Raw genomic sequence first — 14,369 nt, forward strand, 5'->3', positions numbered from 1 at the left:
TCCCGGATTATGTGTAAACGGGATTTCTATTAATCCTGCATCAATCGATCTTCGAACTGGATACTGAAGCGATTCAGAGCCGCTTTCCAGTCCCGTATCGGCATCGTCCACTTCTTGCTGATGTTGTTCAGCGCCAGATAAAACAGCTTGCTCACGGCCTCGTCAGTTGGGAACGAGGCCCGGGTCTTGATCACCTTGCGCAAACTCATGTTGATCGATTCGATGGCGTTGGTGGTGTAGATCACCTTGCGGATCTCGGCCGGATGGTCGAAGAACGGGATAACCCGTGCCCAGTTACGCCGCCAGGACAGGCCGATTGACTGGTACTGACCACCCCACTTTTCTTCAAACTCCGTCAGCCGTTGCTCGGCCAGTTCGACCGTCGCCGAGGTGTAGACCAGCTTCAGATCGGCGGCCACTTCCTTGCGCGCTTTCCAGGACACGAAGTTCAGGCTGTTGCGCACCATGTGCACGATACACAACTGCACGCAGGCTTTCGGATAGACCGTTTCGATCGCCTCGGGGAAGCCCTTGAGGCCGTCCACGCAGGCGATAAAAATGTCCTGCACGCCACGGTTCTTCAGCTCGGTGACTACCTGCAACCAGAACTTGGCACCCTCGGTTTGGGCGATCCACAGCCCCAGCACTTCCTTGTGCCCGTCCATATTGACCCCGATAGCCAGGTACACCGCCTTGGTCCGCACCGCGCCGGCATCGCGCACTTTGACGTGGATGCAGTCCAGATAAAGGATCGGGTACAGCGGATCGAGTGGACGGCCCTGCCAGAGCTTCACCTCGTCGCTTACCGCGTCCGTGACGGTCGAGATGAGGGTTGGGGAGACCTCGGTGCCGTACATCTCCTCCAGGTGCCCCTGGATCTCTCGTACGCTCAGGCCGCGGGCGTACAGCGAGATGATCTTGTCGTCGAAGCCCGTCCAGCGGGTTTGCTGCTTGGCCACCAGCTGCGGCTCGAACAGCGCCTGGCGGTCACGAGGGATGGCCAGCGGCAGTTCGCCGAAATCGCCCTTGAGGGTTTTGTCGCTGTGACCGTTACGGGCATTACCGCCGGCGTTGAAGATCGATCCACTCTTGCCATGCCCAGGTGCTCGGTCATCTCGGCTTCCAGCGCACGCTCGACCAGCATCTTGGTGAGCTGGCTTGAGCAGGCCGTTTTCGCCAATCAAATCTTCCGGTTTCTTGTAATTGACCAGCAGGCTGTCGGCGAGCTTAACGAGTTCAGGGTCGGGCTTCGCTCGCTTGGTGCGTTTTACTACGGTCATGGGTACTCCTTGAGGCTGGCAGTCTCCTGCCAAATGACCGTTTACACAAAGTTAAAAACACCCTCCTCAGGATGGCCTGAGGAAGTCCTTTCTCGGGAAAAAGAGCCCAGCAGCCGAGCGGGTTACAGCGCATCAATTCCGCGAAGCTGGGGCTTTTCAGAGTTTCCCTAAAGACGGAACATGTGCATCAGACGCTGAAGTTGGCTTGCCAGAGAAGCCAATTGCGTACTGGTGGCAACATTCTGACGTGAGGCTTCGCTAGTTTTTTCGGCAATCTGGCTTACGTTGGTAACGTTACGGCTGATCTCCTCCGCGACAGAGCTTTGCTCCTCAGCTGCAGAAGCAATCATGGCATTCATGTCATTAATGGTCGCCACAGCATTACTGATTTGCTCCAGCATATGGCCTGCACTGGCAACCTGCTGCTTACCAGCTTGTGCTTTGCTGCAACTGCTTTCCATGACAGCAACAGCACGATTTGCGCCGCTCTGCAGCTTTTCAATCATGGCCTGAATTTCGTTGGCTGACTGTTGCGTGCGCGAAGCAAGCGAGCGCACCTCATCCGCGACAACAGCAAAGCCTCGTCCGTGCTCACCAGCATGTGCAGCTTCAATAGCCGCGTTAAGGGCAAGCAGGTTGGTTTGTTCGGTAATGCTTCGAATGACATCCACTACAGAGCTAATACCAGCACTGTCTGCCTCAAGCTCATGAATCACAGTGGCAGCGTGTTCAACTTCACTGGCGAGGCTGTCAATAGAAGCGATTGTTTGATGAACCACGCGCATGCCGCTTTCAGACTGCTGATCGGCCTCCTGTGCCGCCCGTGCCGCACTGGCAGCGTTCCCCGCTACGTCCTGAACAGTAGCGGACATTTCGTTCATCGCAGTAGCTATCAGGTCTGTCTCCAGTTGCTGGCGGCGGATACCGTCACTGGTTTGACTACTTGCCTGGGCCGTCTGCTCAGCTGCAGCTGCCAGTTGCTCCACGGCACCTGCCAACTCTTGAAAGGTGTGGTGAAAACGCGAAGCCATTTCATTGAATGCGCTAGATATTTCGCCCAGCTCATCACGCCCCTGATAGGTAACTCGATAGCCCAAATTGCCATCAGCGAGCTGCTGACCGCCGACTTGAAGCTCCCGAACGCCTTTGGTGATACTTGGCACAGTGGCCAGAGCCGTGACTGTGACCAGAGACAGAGCCACTACCAGCGCCAGTCCTATCATCGCCACAAGACGCTCGAATTGCTTATCCGCGTTTTGAAAGCTTAATTCAGCTGCCGACGCCTCCGACTCAATAAGAGTGCGCAAGCTGGCATAGGTAGTCATAAAAGCAGGATCAAGGCGGGTTAGCAGGATTTGGTTCCCTCCCGCATAGTCGCCTTGGCGCATCGCATTGAGCGTCGGCAGAACACCATTATCCAAGTAATCAGACAATTTGTTCTGCAGCTCAGTGCTAAGGCGCTGCTGTTCTTTGCTCATTGGTATACGCTGGTAGTCAGAAAGGCGCTCACGGATGATGCTTACGCTTTTATCCACTCTATCGAAATGCATACTCGATGGATGATCATGCGCCTTCTCGAAGGCACTTCCGGGCTCATGCTGAAGGGCAAGCAAAAGCTGAGCACGCGCGTTGTGCATGTGGTTATTGATGTCGCCAAGCTTGTCGATCGGTAGCAACATGTTGTTGTACAGCCGATCAATCACTGCATTGCTGGTGCGCATTCCATTAAGACCAGCCATTGGCAAGCCGACAGCCATAGATGCTAGAAGCACGAGCAAGCCGATGAGACGGGTTTTTATTGAGAAACGGGCTAGCCAACCACTCATCGTGTCACCTCATTATTAGATATTTCAATGTGCCTTCATTGTATCGGCTGGTTCATTTGAAATCTTGAGTCAGGCTCCCCCTCAAGGCTTCTCGCCATATGGCCGGGGGAAATATTAGTACTCAAATCAAATACAAGACCTAAGGATGATCTGAAGTAGTCAGGTATTTCTGGCTGACTCCAGCCCTTGCCGATTTCAAAACGGTGATTCGGCTAAAAAACGATCAAATCATCCCCTCTTTCCGGATTTATAGCCGGCGCGAGCACCTCGCGCCGGCCATTTCCCGCATTACAGACGCACCTCTCCTGCATTCGTCAGCAAATGTCGGCGCGCCATCCACAGGTTCGACAGCGCGAACAGTGTCACCAACTGCGCGGTGTTCTTCGCCAGGCCACGGAAGCGTGTCTTCACGTAGCCGAATTGGCGCTTGATCACCCGGAACGGGTGCTCGACTTTGGCGCGCACCTGGGCCTTGGATTTCTCGATCTTGCGCTTGGCTTTGTACAGCGCACTGCGCTTACTCAGCTTCTTGTACGTACTGCGGCGGGCCGCAATCTGCCAGATCACCTCCCGGCCTTCATGTTCCGGGCGTTTCTCTACGCCGGTGTAACCCGCGTCGGCGCCGACCATGTTTTCCTTTCCATGCAGCAGTTTGTCGACCTGGGTAACGTCAGCAACGTTGGCTGCCGTCCCCACCACGCTGTGCACCAGGCCAGACTCAGCATCCGCGCCGATGTGGGCCTTCATCCCGAAGTAATACTGATTGCCCTTCTTGGTCTGGTGCATTTGCGGGTCACGCTTACCGTCCTTGTTCTTGGTCGAACTCGGCGCATGGATCAGCGTGGCATCGACGATGGTGCCCTGGCGCAGCGACAGGCCCCGATCGCCCAGGTAACCATTGATCACCGCCAGAATCCCGGCCGCCAACTCGTGCTTCTCCAGCAGGCGACGGAAATTGAGGATGGTGGTTTCGTCGGGAATACGCTCTAGGTTCAGCCCGGCAAACTGGCGCAAGATTGTGGTCTCGTACAGCGCCTCCTCCATCGCCGGATCGCTGTAGCCGAACCAGTTCTGCATCAAATGTACGCGCAGCATCGCCATCAGCTGATACGCCGGACGACCACCTTCACCCTTGGGGTAGTGCGGCTCGATCAGGGCAATCAAACCCTTCCACGGCACCACCTGATCCATCTCGATCAGGAACAACTCTTTGCGGGTCTGCTTGCGCTTGCCGGCGTACTCGGCGTCGGCGAAGGTCATTTGCTTCATCGGGAAACTCGGGCAACGGGATCGGCGTATTTCACCAGATTCGGGAAGTCTTTTTCAGACCATCCCTAAAGGCCGTCAGGTTGGGCTATACCCTAACCGGATGTCAGGCAGCCCAGCGCTACGCCGTCAGATAGAGTCCATCATTAATTTTTTGACCTCTGCTTGCCAAAGTCATAGATTTCAGCCTGACAAATTCAGCAGTTACGACCAGAACCCGGAACGCCAACTGGAACAGACCCAGGTGAGCAAGCTGTTCACCGACAAGGCCTCGGGCAAGGATACTCAGCGCCCGCAACTGGAGGCGTTGCTGAGCTTCGTCCGTGAGGGCGACACCGTGGTGGTGCATAGCATGGATCGTCTGGCGCGCAACCTCGATGACCTGCGCCGCCTGGTGCAGAAGCTGACCCAGCGCGGCGTGCGCATCGAGTTCCTGAAGGAGGGCTTGGTGTTCACGGGCGAGGACTCCCCGATGGCCAACCTGATGCTATCTGTGATGGGGGCCTTCGCTGAGTTCGAGCGCGCCTTGATCCGTGAGCGGCAGCGCGAGGGCATCGCCTTGGCCAAGCAGCGCGGCGCGTACCGAGGCCGCAAGAAAGCCCTGTCCGATGAGCAGGCTGCTACCCTGCGGCAGCGAGCGACGGCCGGCGAGCCCAAGGCGCAGCTCGCCCGTGAATTCAACATCAGCCGGGAAACCCTCTACCAGTACCTCCGCACGGACGACTGATACATGCCGCGTCGCTTGATCCTCTCGGCCACGGAGCGGGACACCCTGCTCGCGCTGCCGGAAAGCCAGGATGACCTGATCCGCTACTACACCTTCTACGATTCCGACCTGTCGCTGATCCGCCAGCGGCGCGGCGACGCCAACCGTCTGGGCTTTGCGGTGCAACTCTGCCTGCTGCGCTTCCCCGGCTATGCGTTGGGCACCGACAGCGAGCGGCCCGAGCCGGTGATCCTGTGGGTGGCCAAGCAAGTCCAGACCGATCCGGCGAGTTGGGAGAAGTACGGCGAGCGCGACGTGACCCGTCGCGAGCACGCCCAGGAACTGCGCACCTACCTGCAACTGGCCCCGTTCGGCCTGTCCGACTTCCGCGCCCTGGTGCGCGAGCTGACCGAACTGGCCCAGCAGACCGACAAGGGCTTGCTGCTGGCCGGTCAGGCGCTGGAGAGCCTGCGGCAGAGGCGACGCATCCTGCCGGCGTTGAGCGTGATCGACCGGGCTTGCTCGGAGGCCATTGCGCGGGCCAATCGGCGGGTCTACCGCGCCCTGGTCGATCCACTTACGGACTCGCATCGGGCCAAGCTGGACGAGCTGTTGACGCTCAAGGCCGGCAGCAGCATCACCTGGTTGACCTGGCTGCGACAGGCACCGCTGAAACCCAACTCCCGGCACATGCTTGAACACATCGAGCGGCTGAAGACATTTCAGCTGGTGGACTTGCCCGAAGGCCTGGGCCGGCACATCCATCAGAACCGCCTGCTCAAGCTGGCCCGCGAGGGTGGGCAGATGACACCCAAGGACCTCGGCAAGTTCGAGCCTCAGCGACGCTACGCGACCCTGGCCGCGGTGGTGCTGGAGAGCACCGCGACTGTGATTGATGAGTTGGTCGATCTGCACGACCGTATCCTGGTCAAGCTGTTCAGCAGCGCGAAGCACAAGCATCAGCAGCAGTTCCAGAAACAGGGCAAGGCGATCAACGACAAGGTGCGCCTGTATTCGAAGATCGGCCAGGCGCTGCTGGAGGCCAAGGAAAGCGGCAGCGACCCCTATGCAGCCATCGAAGCGGTGATACCTTGGGACGAGTTCACCGAGAGCGTCAGCGAGGCCGAGCTGCTTGCCCGGCCGGAAGGCTTTGACCATCTGCACCTGGTCGGCGAGAACTTCGCCACTCTGCGCCGTTACACGCCGGCCTTGCTGGAGGTGCTGGAACTGCGCGCTGCGCCGGCTGCGCAAGGCGTGCTGGCAGCCGTGCAGACCCTGCGCGAGATGAACGCCGACAGCCTGCGCAAGGTGGCGGCCGATGCACCAACGGCCTTCATCAAGCCCCGCTGGAAGCCGCTGGTGATCACCCTGGAAGGCAACGACCGGCGCTTCTATGAAATCTGCGCGCTTTCCGAGCTGAAGAACGCCCTGCGCTCCGGCGACATCTGGGTCAAGGGCTCGCGGCAGTTCCGTGACTTCGACGACTTCCTGCTGCCGGCAGAGAAGTTCGCCACGCTCAAGCGGGAACAGGCCCTGCCCCTGACGATCAATCCCAACAGCGACCAGTATCTGGAAGAGCGATTGCAGCTGCTGGACGAGCAGTTGGCCACCGTCATCCGCCTGGCCAAGGACAACGAGATGCCCGAGGCCATCCTCACCGAGTCCGGGCTGAAGATCACCCCGCTGGATTCAGCGGTGCCAGATCGTGCGCAGGCGCTGATCGACCAGACCAGCCAGTTACTGCCGCGCATCAAGATCACCGAACTGCTGATGGACGTTGACGACTGGACGGGCTTCAGCCGCCACTTTACCCACTTGAAGGACGGGGCCGAGGCCAAAGACCGGACGTTGCTGCTGTCCGCGATCCTCGGTGATGCAATCAACCTCGGGCTGACCAAGATGGCCGAGTCGAGCCCCGGCCTGACCTACGCCAAGCTGTCCTGGCTGCAAGCCTGGCACATCCGAGACGAAACCTACTGGGCGGCCCTGGCCGAGCTGGTCAACCACCAGTTCCGTCATACCTTCGCCGCTCACTGGGGCGACGGCACGACCTCTTCGTCCGATGGCCAGCGCTTCCGGGCGGGCGGCCGGGGCGAAAGCACCCGGCACGTCAACCCGAAGTACGGCAGCGAGCCGGGCCGGCTGTTCTACACCCACATCTCCGACCAGTACGCGCCATTCAGCACCCGCGTGGTGAATGTCGGCGTGCGCGATTCCACCTACGTGCTCGATGGCCTGCTGTACCACGAGTCCGACTTGCGGATCGAGGAGCACTACACCGACACGGCCGGCTTCACCCATCACGTCTTCGCCCTAATGCACCTGCTGGGCTTCCGCTTCGCACCACGCATCCGCGACCTCGGCGAAACCAAACTGTATGTGCCGCAGGGCGTGCATGCCTACCCGGCGCGGCGCCCGCTGATAGGAGGCACCCTGAACATCAAGCACGTCCGTGCCCATTGGGATGACATCCTGCGCCTGGCCAGCTCGATCAAGCAGGGCACCGTCACCGCCTCGCTGATGCTGCGCAAGCTCGGCAGCTATCCGCGCCAGAATGGCCTGGCCGTCGCCCTGCGCGAACTGGGCCGGATCGAACGCACGCTGTTCACCCTGGACTGGTTGCAAAGTGTTGAGCTGCGCCGCCGCGTGCATGCCGGCCTGAACAAAGGTGAGGCTCGCAACTTGCTGGCTAGGGCGGTGTTCTTCAACCGCCTTGGGGAAATCAGGGATCGGAGCTTCGAGCAGCAGCGCTACCGGGCCAGCGGCCTCAACCTGGTGACGGCCGCCATCGTGCTGTGGAACACGGTGTACCTGGAGCGCGCCACCCAGGGACTGGTCGAAGCCGGCAAGCCGGTGGACGGCGAGCTGCTGCAATACCTGTCGCCGCTGGGCTGGGAGCACATCAACCTGACCTGCGATTACGGCTGGCGGCAGAGCCGCAGGCTGGAAGACGGGAAGTTCAGGCCGCTACGGTTGCCTGGAAAACCTTAGCGTACGATTTTTTCCGAATTCTGCGGGCTCCCCTTGTTGCCCTTGACGAAAGGACGCACGAACTGCGGCGAGATCAATTTCACTTGATGCCCGAGCGCCGTCAGTTGGCGCGCCATAAAGTGCGCTCCGGCGCAGGCTTCCATCACCACCGTGCAAGCCGGCAGGATGCCAAGCAATCGCATCATTTGCTGGCGTGTCGCTTTCGTGCGAAAGATCTTCCGGCCAGAACCGTCTTTTCCGTGTAGATGAAAGCTTTGCTTGCCCGGATCAATCCCTACCAGTGCAACTGCGCTCGTGATGATGGCCTCCGAAATAAAACACCCTGCGAAAGTGTGCCCTCGGAGGGTGGGGATGACCATCTCATTAACCCGAATCTCGAACGCGCGGAACCCACCAGGCAGCAAAAGCCACCGATCTTCTCGGCATGCAGCCAACTACCCTGGCTGCTGCCCAGCTCCACGCTGATCCTCCGCGCCGTTTCGCAAACTACCGGTATCAGCCTGCATGCGCTTTTCATCCATGTATTCGAGCGTGCTGGACAGGCTGCTCGCGGCGACGGTCTTGCGGCTGCCGCCGCGTATCGACAGTAAGCGCCCCCCCCCCCTTTTGCTCGAACACCCCGCCCTGCATCCTGTGCTTTTCCAGTAGGGGATTTATATGGAAACGATGCACGCGCGCCGCGAGTCCTGGGCTCGGCATGTTCAGGCCTGGCAGGACAGCGGGCTGACGCAGTTGCTTATTGCCAGTAGCATGCGCTCAAACCCGAGGCACTGGCCTACTGGATCAGGCGCAGCAAGCGGGCGGCCACGCCGCTTACCCTGGTGCCCGTGGCAGCGGCAGGGGTGTGGCTGCTGCAGGCATGCCAGTGGCTGGCGGTTGGCGTTGCCGGCGGACGTCGATGCAAGCTGGTTGGCCGGATTGCTGCGGGGGATGGCCTGACGCGAATGCCGGCCCAGGTTTGGCTGGTGGCCGACCGATCAACATGCGCTTGGGGATCGACGGGCTTTGGTGCACCTTCAGCAGGCCCTCGGGCGACCACCCTGCGATGGCACGACCTATGCCTTTCGCAATCGGCACGGCTCGCGGCTCAAGCTGTTGCAGTAGGACGGCACCGGTGTGTGGTTGGGTCAGCGCCGTCTGCATCAAGGCCGTTTTCGCTAGTTCCATGCCGCCGAATGCAGCGCCGCGCTGGTCAAGATCGGCGAAGACATCAGCGAGCAGCTCGACCTGATCCTGGCCAGGTCCTTCGTCCACCGGCACAGTCGCCCGCAATAAGCCTGCCGCCCGTGCGAAAGCATCAGCGCCGCGCCGGTTCCGCCGGCAGTGGCGTGGCCTTGCAGCCCCTGGTGGATCGGCTGCGCGCCTTATTGCTCCAACGCCAGGTGCTGCATGCCGATGAAACACCCTCTGCAGCAACTCGATCCCGGCGAGGGGAAAACCAAACGCCCCTATCTCTGGGCCTACTCTGGGCCTACCGCAGCAACGACCTGGAGCCCAGTGACAGCCGAGGCCTTGCGGCGCATCGCCGATCTCTATGCCCTCGATTGGCGCGCCCGCGCACTCGACGCGGCCGTCCGGCAGCTACTGCGTGAACAGAAATCCCTGCCCAAACTGCAGGCCCTACACGACCGGCTGCAGCTACCGCGCCGCCGCCATCCAGAGCCTTGCTGGCCACCACCAGACTGAACGGGCTCGAGTCCGGCGCCTGGCTCAAGGACACCCCGGGAAAAACTGCCAATCTGCCCACCAGCCGGATCGAGGAGCTGTTGCTCCTCGGCGTCTCAACCTGAGTAACGATGGGACGGCTGGACGCTCACCTTTTTTCATAAGACAAGCCAAAAACGGGCACCTACCCACAGCATGGGTTCGTGGAGGCGGGCTTAACCGTGACCGGTTGCTGAATGGGGGCGATGCCGCTCAGCATGCGCTTAATGCAGCTCACGACCTGCTCAACCTAGATTGCTAATTCCCGGCTTGGATAGGGGGCAGGTTTTACAGAGGGTTCGCGCTTGGTAAGAAGTCCTCATGCAGGAGCCGCAGGTATGGGTTGTCTGGCGGCGTCTCCTGGAACAGCGCATCCGGGCTGACGAGCAGGTAGCCGTGCAGCCGGCGCGACTTGCGCGGCCCCGTGACTTCGCAGGTCCAGATGTTCAGCCCGCTCGGCTGCTTGCGGTGCTGTCCCAGCTTCTCGAAGCGCTTCTGTACCCACTGCCACCCCTCCAGCTTCTCCTGCTTGGCCAGCGCGACGACTTGAAGGTACTCCTGCGCGTAGCGCTGGAACACGCCGGGGCTGACGAGGTAGCTCGTACCGGCGACGGTATGCACCAGGGCCCTGGCGTCGTTGATGATGAGCTTGCGCGTCTGGATGCTCTGACGCAGCCAAGCCATGAAGTGCGCCCCGGAGGGCTCCGTGCGATCCTTGGAAGGCGCGAGGCTCATCTGCGGCGGGGGCACGGTCGAAGGGGCCGGCTCGGGCTCGGCAACAGTGGAGCTCGGGATCTCCGGTTCCGTGGGTGGAGCGGCGTCGCCCAGCAGGTCGAGCAGCGCGGCCACGCCGGTGTCCATGGCTGCGGATGGGATCGGCGCCGCGCTCGCGGGTGCAGCTTCGGTGCCTTCCACGCGCGGCCCATCGGCCACCCCCGGCGCCTGCGGCTCCGCCTGTTCCTCTTCGACCTGCACACGGCCTGCGAACGGCGCCGGCCGGTCGGCGGCATCCCAGATCATCGCCGGCGAGAGTTTCAGGAAGGTGAAGGCGTGCGACCAGCCGGCGTCGCTGGTGACGGTAGCCTTCCAGATCGCCTTGCCATCCGGCGTCGGTTGCACGACGCCGTGATCCTGCAGCACGTTGAACACCGCCGTATTGCTCGCCGGGATGCCGTCGATGCCCTGCGACAGCAGATATGCGCGCAGCTTGTCGGAGACGGTCTTGCTCACCAGCCACAAGGCGTCTTGGGTCAGCCAACCGTCCGCCGGGCCGGCCTGGTTCAACTTGAACTCCTCCTTGAGCAGGTAGCGCAAGCCGTCGAGCAATTTGCGTTGCAGCGCATGCTTGGGCGCCGCCAGCGCCTTGCTGGGATCGCCGCCGAGTTCTTGGGCGACCGATGCCTGGTCGGCCTGCACGACCAGCTCGCCGAGCGTGCCGGCGTGCTCGTACTGGCCGGCCAGTACGTACAGCAGCGCGGCCCAGAGGTCGGAATAGCCGCTGAGCCAGTCGAAGATGTCTCGATCGAGAAGGCGCGCGTAGAGCAGCCCGGTGGCGGCGCTGTGCAGGCGGTACTCACGCTCCTTTCGGTAACGGAAGCGATAGGGCTTTCGCAGTGGGCCGTGCCAGGGATGCCAGGCACTGCCGTCGGCATGCTCGACGTGCAGATCGACCGCGATCTTGCCGATGTCGTGCAGCAGGGCCGCGTAGGCCGTGCCTGCGGTCCAGGCTTCGGCCTGGGCCGCCTGTGCCTCCGGCGTGACGCCCGCAGGCAGCAGGTATGACTGCCGCAATTTCAGCGCATAGGCGACGATCTCCAGGCCGTGGTCCAGCATGCCGCCCGGATAGGCGTGGTGGTGGCTCTCGGAGGCCGGAAACTGCTGGACCAGCTCGGCGTAGCGCTCCAGTGGGGCGAGGTAGAGCGTGGCGAACTGTCGGCGCGAGAGCGATGTGCGCTGCCAGATGTGTTCCAGCAGTTTCTGCCGACGCGGCGTCGCCAGCAGCGATGCGGCCGACTCGGGCCGCATCGACCCTTTCGGAGTTTCGATGGCGGATGTGGGCGGTGTGCCGGCGGTGGGTGGCACCCGTTTGCGCTGGAACAGCGAGAGCATGACGCCCCCCCCCGGATGACGGGCTGATCTGGGGCGCCTTTGGCCTTTTCGGGTAGGGCCTTTCCCCTTGGCCCCGTTCCCTTGCCCCTTCCCAGCCCTTTGGCCTTTGTCGGAAGCCTTTGGGTATAGGGCCGCTGCTTCGCGGATGCCACGATGAATGCGGCATGGGGCAGGCCCGACAAGCGGGGAATACTTCTGTCGCCGCGTCAGATCTGGCCCAGGCCGGCATCGAGCGCAGCGGCTTGCGCGGCGAAGTCCTTGGGGCGCTTCTTGCGAAAGGTCTCCAGGTTGTTGAGCTTCCAGCGCAGTGCCGGCAGTTGCGCGGCGTGCTGGCATTGCACCAGCGACCAGTCCGGTTCTGCGCGTACCAGGCCGCTCAGGAACCGCCTGTGCGCCTTCGTCAGCCGTTGCTGCAACTCGCGTCGCAACTGCGCGCGAGCCTCCAGCAGCGTGTCCAAGGGGCAGTCCACTTCGGCCATACCGACAAAGGCCCGTTCGTACTCGCCGGCGATGTCCTTGTCGTTGCCGAACAACACTTCGTGGGGCGGCCGGTTGTGGCCCGCCAGATAGATCACGAAGCACTCGACCATGCCATCGCTGATGTCGCCCGACTCAAAGAGCTGCCACACGTCGAACAGGTCGCGCGGATGCTGCCGGTCCAGCGCGGCCACCAGCTTGCCGGCGTACAGCTCGTCCGGTGCCAGGATCGGCACGTCCAACTCGATGCCGAACAGATCGCTGGTCTTGGCGCTCAGCGGCCGCCGCTCGACGGGCAGCACGCTGCCTCGGAACACGACGTTGACCTCGATCTTCACCTGGCTGGCATCGTTCTCGACGATCAGCTTGGTGTCCCCCAGGTCCTTGGCGCGAACCAGGCGTGTTTGCACGCCCAGCGGTGCAAGGCGCGCGGCGATGGCGGCCAGCTCCTGGTTGATGGCTTGCAGCGCTTCGTCGCGCGGCGTCTGCCACGGAAGGTACACCACGTCGATGTCCACCGAAAGGCGCGGCATGTCCCGCACGAAGAGGTTGATGGCCGTGCCGCCTTTCATGGCGAAGATGTCGTTGGCGAACACGTCGGGCGCGACGGCCAGCAGCAGGCGAACGGTGTCCGCGTAGGTCTTATCCATGAGGTCTCAGGCTCAGCAAGGTGCCGTCATCGAGCCGGCTCATCCAGCGCGTGTTGCTGCCGGTGCGAACCGGGTACTGCTCCAGCAGGGCATCGACATCCACGAGGCTGGTCTCGCGCGCCCAGGTCAGGAACAGGCGCACGGCCTTCACGCTGGCGCAGCAGGACAGCAGTTGCCCGAGCAAGTCCTTGCGGGGGGAACGCAGTCCATCGAAGAGGTTGCGGGCCTCTTCGAGGCTCTGCTTGACGCCGGCTTCGTACAGCAGCTCCAGCACGGCACGTTCGGGGGCTGCCACCCGCAGATCCTCGGGCAGGCCAGGCGGCGTGGTCAGGGTCTTGCCGGCCAGCGCCGTGTCCGGCCAGTCGAACAGGCGGGCGTGGACGTAGCGGGCCGGAAAGCGCGAAGTGAACCAGACCGGCAACGCAAAGCGACCGTCGCCCCACAGCACCAGCGCCTCCCGGCTGCCCAGGTTGTGCCGCACACCCTGCAGGGCCAGGGCGCTCTTGCCGCCGACGTGCAGGCCGGGCACGCGCTGTTGCAGGAACTTCAGCGCACCGTAGACCCCGAATTCATCGTTCGGGAAGGCATAGACGCCATGGGCCAAGCGCACGAGCCACCCGCCGTCGGCATAGTGGGCGGCGAGCTGGGACGACACCCCGAACTGGCTCAGGGTGGCAAGGTCGAACGGCGCCCCGCGGGGGAGTCCCGCCTGCAGTCGCTTGATTACCTGGTGCCGAGAATTTCCATCCATGCTATAAAAATAGCACGGAATCCAATCAGCTCCTAGATCTATCGCAAGAACGTGCATGGAAAGTAGCACGAGGTTTGATTTATATTGCAGAATCTAATCGACCTGCGACTCAGGCCGACCCGGCTCTGCCAGCCGCAACCCGCCCTCCTGGTCGCGGTCTATGCTGGAGGGCAAGCCCCAACCGGCCGCTCCATGAGGTGAGGCACCACTGAAGCCGAGGCACATGAACATGACCACCAACACGCACAACGGGCGCTGGAGCCACCGGCTGGGCCGGGGGGCTGGCCGTGCCTGGCGTGGATATCTGCGCCGCGAGCAGCGTGTCGCCGGCCGGCTGGTGACGCGCGGGGTGCCCGCAGGCGCGACGACGGTGGTGCTCTGGATCGTCAAGCTGGCCGTGCTTGGCATGCTGCTCTACACCGTATCCTGGCTCGTCCTGCTGCTGGCCTTTGCGGTGGTCGCCACATGGTTCGCGCGAAATGCCGATGCGGATGACGAGAAGCAGCCGGAACTTAGAGACGGACACTCGGGCGTCGGCCTGTACGACAAAGATGACTGGCGGATCGACATGGGCGATCCCGACGAGCCGTAGCCGCCGCATCAGCGAGA

At 62.1% G+C, this 14,369-nt stretch carries 10 protein-coding genes and 4 pseudogenes; 5 read left to right on the top strand and 9 right to left on the bottom strand.

The features are described from left to right. Positions 1–29: 29 nt before the first annotated feature. The 4 genes and pseudogenes from REH59_RS23235 to REH59_RS23245 form a co-directional block, all read right to left on the bottom strand. A pseudogene (locus tag REH59_RS23235) lies at positions 30–1,280 on the bottom strand (IS256 family transposase). A gap of 167 nt (positions 1,281–1,447) precedes the next feature. Next, complete coding sequence (locus REH59_RS28875; protein ID WP_370737524.1) at positions 1,448–2,311, bottom strand: methyl-accepting chemotaxis protein; 864 nt, start codon at positions 2,309–2,311, stop codon at positions 1,448–1,450. A 45-nt stretch (positions 2,312–2,356) separates the two neighbouring features. Next, positions 2,357–3,106: pseudogene (locus tag REH59_RS28880) on the bottom strand (Tar ligand binding domain-containing protein); the annotation flags it as partial. 288 nt (positions 3,107–3,394) lie between these two features. After that, the gene (locus REH59_RS23245) at positions 3,395–4,375 is read right to left on the bottom strand and encodes an IS5-like element ISPst5 family transposase (protein ID WP_014851864.1); all 981 of its coding nucleotides are present in this window, start codon (positions 4,373–4,375) and stop codon (positions 3,395–3,397) included. A 151-nt stretch (positions 4,376–4,526) separates the two neighbouring features. Here REH59_RS23245 and REH59_RS23250 point away from each other — a divergent pair, with 151 nt between their 5' ends. Both REH59_RS23250 and REH59_RS23255 read left to right on the top strand, forming a co-directional pair. Next, a complete protein-coding gene (locus REH59_RS23250; RefSeq protein WP_051497089.1) occupies positions 4,527–5,099 on the top strand; it encodes a recombinase family protein in 573 nt (190 codons plus the stop codon). 3 nt (positions 5,100–5,102) lie between these two features. Further along, the gene (locus REH59_RS23255) at positions 5,103–8,069 is read left to right on the top strand and encodes a Tn3 family transposase (RefSeq protein WP_064481791.1); all 2,967 of its coding nucleotides are present in this window, start codon (positions 5,103–5,105) and stop codon (positions 8,067–8,069) included. 5 nt (positions 8,070–8,074) lie between these two features. Here the strand turns inward: REH59_RS23255 and REH59_RS23260 are convergent. Both REH59_RS23260 and REH59_RS23265 read right to left on the bottom strand, forming a co-directional pair. Next, positions 8,075–8,368 (bottom strand): annotated as a pseudogene (locus REH59_RS23260) (IS110 family transposase); the annotation flags it as partial. A gap of 514 nt (positions 8,369–8,882) precedes the next feature. Next, positions 8,883–9,290: a hypothetical protein gene (locus REH59_RS23265; protein ID WP_260990095.1), complete on the bottom strand. Its 408-nt coding sequence runs from the start codon at positions 9,288–9,290 to the stop codon at positions 8,883–8,885. Here REH59_RS23265 and REH59_RS28885 point away from each other — a divergent pair. Together REH59_RS28885 and REH59_RS28890 are read left to right on the top strand one after the other, a co-directional pair. Continuing rightward, positions 9,264–9,341: pseudogene (locus tag REH59_RS28885) on the top strand (hypothetical protein); the annotation flags it as partial. The gene REH59_RS23265 and the pseudogene REH59_RS28885 sit on opposite strands and share 27 nt — an antisense overlap. 110 nt (positions 9,342–9,451) lie before the next feature. Further along, a complete protein-coding gene (locus REH59_RS28890; protein ID WP_412990826.1) occupies positions 9,452–9,661 on the top strand; it encodes a hypothetical protein in 210 nt (69 codons plus the stop codon). 400 nt (positions 9,662–10,061) lie between these two features. On the opposite strand, the gene mobH is transcribed toward REH59_RS28890, so the two are convergent. From mobH to REH59_RS23285, 3 genes are all read right to left on the bottom strand, one after another. After that, on the bottom strand, positions 10,062–11,882 hold the full coding sequence (mobH, locus tag REH59_RS23275; protein WP_064481790.1) for a MobH family relaxase: 1,821 nt from the start codon (positions 11,880–11,882) through the stop codon (positions 10,062–10,064). A gap of 206 nt (positions 11,883–12,088) precedes the next feature. Continuing rightward, a complete protein-coding gene (locus REH59_RS23280; RefSeq protein ID WP_014819614.1) occupies positions 12,089–13,009 on the bottom strand; it encodes a nucleotidyl transferase AbiEii/AbiGii toxin family protein in 921 nt (306 codons plus the stop codon). Beyond that, positions 13,002–13,760 carry a type IV toxin-antitoxin system AbiEi family antitoxin domain-containing protein gene (locus tag REH59_RS23285; protein ID WP_064481789.1) on the bottom strand — a complete coding sequence of 253 codons (759 nt, stop codon included), beginning with the start codon at positions 13,758–13,760 and terminating at the stop codon, positions 13,002–13,004. Before REH59_RS23285 ends, REH59_RS23280 begins: the two co-directional genes overlap by 8 nt. Before the next feature lie 223 nt (positions 13,761–13,983). Here REH59_RS23285 and REH59_RS23290 point away from each other — a divergent pair, with 223 nt between their 5' ends. Continuing rightward, complete coding sequence (locus REH59_RS23290; protein ID WP_064481788.1) at positions 13,984–14,352, top strand: DUF3742 family protein; 369 nt, start codon at positions 13,984–13,986, stop codon at positions 14,350–14,352. Positions 14,353–14,369: the final 17 nt, after the last annotated feature.

This window comes from Pseudomonas sp. BO3-4, assembly GCF_034044115.1.
GTDB lineage: Bacteria > Pseudomonadota > Gammaproteobacteria > Pseudomonadales > Pseudomonadaceae > Aquipseudomonas > Aquipseudomonas alloputida.

Coding starts and splice junctions, on each gene's coding strand:
- REH59_RS28875 (WP_370737524.1), bottom strand. CDS start 2,311: ATGGCTTCGCGTTTTCACCACACCTTTCAAGAGTTGGCAGGTGCCGTG.
- REH59_RS23245 (WP_014851864.1), bottom strand. CDS start 4,375: ATGAAGCAAATGACCTTCGCCGACGCCGAGTACGCCGGCAAGCGCAAG.
- REH59_RS23255 (WP_064481791.1), top strand. CDS start 5,103: ATGCCGCGTCGCTTGATCCTCTCGGCCACGGAGCGGGACACCCTGCTC.
- mobH (WP_064481790.1), bottom strand. CDS start 11,882: ATGCTCTCGCTGTTCCAGCGCAAACGGGTGCCACCCACCGCCGGCACA.
- REH59_RS23280 (WP_014819614.1), bottom strand. CDS start 13,009: ATGGATAAGACCTACGCGGACACCGTTCGCCTGCTGCTGGCCGTCGCG.
- REH59_RS23285 (WP_064481789.1), bottom strand. CDS start 13,760: ATGGATGGAAATTCTCGGCACCAGGTAATCAAGCGACTGCAGGCGGGA.
- REH59_RS23290 (WP_064481788.1), top strand. CDS start 13,984: ATGAACATGACCACCAACACGCACAACGGGCGCTGGAGCCACCGGCTG.